The sequence below is a fragment of the Thermus sp. genome, from assembly GCF_040290245.1.
GTDB lineage: Bacteria > Deinococcota > Deinococci > Deinococcales > Thermaceae > Thermus_A.
In genome coordinates this window covers 1-2,881 of the sequence record NZ_PSMQ01000106.1, presented here as the reverse complement: position 1 = coordinate 2,881, position 2,881 = coordinate 1, and the positions used below count along the sequence as shown (strand labels likewise).

General features: G+C 66.9%; 4 protein-coding genes and 1 riboswitch. Of the genes, 2 read left to right on the top strand and 2 right to left on the bottom strand.

What is annotated here, in order from left to right:
* Both C4301_RS09710 and C4301_RS09705 read left to right on the top strand, forming a co-directional pair.
* The coding region (locus tag C4301_RS09710) for a peptidase associated/transthyretin-like domain-containing protein (RefSeq protein ID WP_352414867.1) at positions 1-711 on the top strand (711 nt) is incomplete at its 5' end.
* Entirely contained in the window at positions 653-1,297 is a 645-nt protein-coding gene (locus C4301_RS09705) for a hypothetical protein (protein WP_352414866.1), read from the top strand. The genes C4301_RS09710 and C4301_RS09705, both read left to right, overlap by 59 nt.
* A 97-nt stretch (positions 1,298-1,394) precedes the next feature.
* On the opposite strand, the gene C4301_RS09700 is transcribed toward C4301_RS09705, so the two are convergent.
* Positions 1,395-1,799: a Kae1-like domain-containing protein gene (locus C4301_RS09700; protein WP_503012427.1), complete on the bottom strand. Its 405-nt coding sequence runs from the start codon at positions 1,797-1,799 to the stop codon at positions 1,395-1,397.
* Between the two features lie 18 nt (positions 1,800-1,817).
* Complete coding sequence (locus C4301_RS09695) at positions 1,818-2,390, bottom strand: hypothetical protein (RefSeq protein WP_352414864.1); 573 nt, start codon at positions 2,388-2,390, stop codon at positions 1,818-1,820.
* A gap of 419 nt (positions 2,391-2,809) precedes the next feature.
* Positions 2,810-2,870, top strand: a riboswitch (Fluoride riboswitch).
* The last annotated feature ends 11 nt before the right edge of the window (positions 2,871-2,881 follow it).

The following is a 2,881-nucleotide window of genomic DNA, read 5'->3' as shown; positions in this document are numbered from 1 at the left end:
GAGGGCCGGCTGGGGCAGGGCGGGCCGGCGCTTTCGGCCTTGCTGGAGGGAGAGTGGGAAGGACTCCGGGGCCGGGCCTTTCTGAGCCTTCTGGACGGGGGGCAGGGGGAACTGGAGGTGCGGGCCTTGCCGGGGGCGGTCCTAGAAGACCTTGGCTTTTTCGCCAAGGTCTCTCGCCAGAAGGCGGTCCGCCTGGAGGCGGGGGCGGTCTTCCGGTTTTCCCTCGAGCTGCCGGAGGAGGTGGGGGGGCTTCTCTCCCCTTCCCTCGCCCTCCTCCAGGGGGAGACCTTGCCCGGGGCCGAGGTGTGGGTGGAGGGAGGATCGGGGACATATCGGGCGGTGGGGGACGAAAAGGGCAGGTTCGCCCTCCGCCTTCCCCCCGGGACCTACCGGCTCCTGGTCTTCCCGCCCCCCGGGGTCGTGGCCCTGCCCGCCCAGGCCGAGGTGGAGCTCCCCCAGAAGGACCCCATCCGCCTCCTCCCCATCCCGGCCCTCGAGGTGCGGGCCGACTGTCCGGCTCCTGCCGGCCGGGGGGGGCCTGGCCCAGGAAGTCCCCTGCGGGGGCGCGGTCCTTCTTCCCGAGGGGCGGTACCGGGTCGTGGCCGTCCCCTCGGGGGGGTACCGGCTCCGGTCAGGCGAAAGCGTAGAGGTCGTGGAGGTGTTCGCTCCGCGAAGCCCCGACAGGCCGGTGGTCCTGAAGCCCGGGTTTGAGCCGATCCCCCTGGAAACGATCCAGAACCCACCGAGGCCCATCCCCGTCCGGGTCTTCTCCCTGGACAAAGAGCCTGCTCGCGTGGTGGCCCCGCAGGAGGCCCTCTGGGTGGAGGCCCCCGGGGCGGGCCGGGTCTTCTGGGTCGGGCCGGGCGGCCGGGTGGAGGGAAGGCAAAAGAAAGATGGGCTCTTCCTCCTTCTCGTGCCCGAAGGCCTCCCCCCCGGGGCCTACCTCGTGGAGGCCGAGGGAGAGCAGGGAAAGGGCAGCTTTGAGGTGGTCTTAGACCCCGGCAGGCCCCTCTTTCTTGTGCAGTTCGACCCTCCAAGACCCGCCCCGAATGAGCGGGTAAGGGTCACGGTCCAGCCTAGGACCCTCGTCCAGGAGGTGGTCCTGCGCCTTCCCTGGGGGAAGGCCCTCCCCCTCCTCAGGGAGGGAGAGAGGTTCGTGGGGGACCTCCTCCTGCCAGGCTCCCTGGAAAGCGGGAAGGTGGTCTTCCTGGAGGTGTTCGCTCCGCGAAGCACGGAGGGGCTGGCCCAAGGGCCGGCCGGGGCGTTTTCCTTCCGGGTCGGGCTCCGGGTAAAATAGCCGCGCTGCGGCTAAGGGGGAAGCAACCCCTTCACCTTCTTGTGCCCATCCTTCCCCCGGGGCCCCCTTTCACCCGTGCTTTCGCAGGGAATCCGATTCACGCATCAAAGGCCGCTAGCGCCGCCTGACCGAGGCTAATTCCTCCATCGTTCACGGGTACTTCCCGGGGGACCCAGACGGGGAACGCATCCCCCAAAAACGCCCGGATCTCTTCCAATAGGAGGGCGTTCTGGAATACTCCCCCAGCCAGGACCAAGGCCTCGGCCCCATAGGTCCAGGCCAGCTCCTTAGCCGCCAGGGCAACCCCCTGTGCAACACCGCGGTGAAAGGCACGAGCGATTGTCGCAGGATCCTCCCCCTTCTGCCGGGCCCAAAGAATGCTCTCCAGGAGGGGCCTAAAGTCCAGTTCCTCTCCATTCCAAGGGAAGGGGTAGGGGGGTGTGGGCGAGGCAGTCCGGGCCAAGTGCTCTAACCAGATGGCTGCTTGGCCTTCAAAGGTAATCCTTCCTGGGCTTTCCCCCTAAGTTCCGACAAGCGCTGGGGGCAATAGCCGCCTTGGCCAGAGGCCAAGGGCCTCCCTTAGGGCTTCTCGCCACCGGGATCTGAAGCCTCCCTTTTTCCCTTGCCACCGCTCGCGCAAGGTCTCCTCCACGAGCAGGCCCAGGGCGTAGGCGAAGGCCAGGAGGCGAAGCGTCTTCCCTGCGTTCGCCCGGGTCATCCGTTCCTGGTACGCGCACAACAGCTCCTCGGGGGGAAGGTTTAGGAGCTTTTTCTGCCCCGGCGCCCAAACCCTCACCCTGTTCACCTCGTGGGCTTGGGTCGCCCCCTGGGTCCGGTAGGAGACCCCCTCAAGCAAGGACTCCCCATCCTCCCCGGGCAAGCCCCAGAGAAATCCGCCGCCCCCCTCCTCCAAGTAAACCCTGGCCTTAGCGTCCAGGCGGATCGCGTGCCGCGCGCCCGCCTCCTCCAGCCATTCGGCAAAGGAGAACTCGCGGTCAACCACCAGCCCCGTTTCCGGCTCCAGGTAGGGCAGCGCATCCCAGACCAAAGCCCGCCCAACCAGGTTGCGGCTTTCCCCCTCCCCCGCAAGCATGTGCCCGGAATAGACCCCCAGGTGGATCGGTACCGCCCTCCCTCGGTAGGGCTGGCCCAGGGTGAAAACCCAAGCCCCCCATCCTTGAGTCGGCCCACGTAGGGGGTCCGCTTCGCCTGCGGGCGGGGAATCCCCGTAAAGTCCACCAGCACAACAGAAGGCTCCGTCTCGATCAACCGGTAGAGAAAAAGCCCCGGGCCCAGTCGCTTGTGCGGGCGGAGCCGGAAGCGAGGATCGGGTACACCAGCCGGGCCAGCTTCTCCGTTATCCCCTGGACGACCCAACACACACTCGACGAAAGGCATCAGGCCCTCGTAGCAAATCGGCAGCCGGTTCATCCATGCCCTTGATCACTGTCTGAACTCATGGGGCAAGGTCAGTACACACACTTGACACGATCCATGAGGGTATGTTAGCCTTAACCACAAGGCGATGGGGCTCGCCTAAACCGCCCTATGGGCTGATAGCTCCTACCTTCGGGGGGAGCTTAT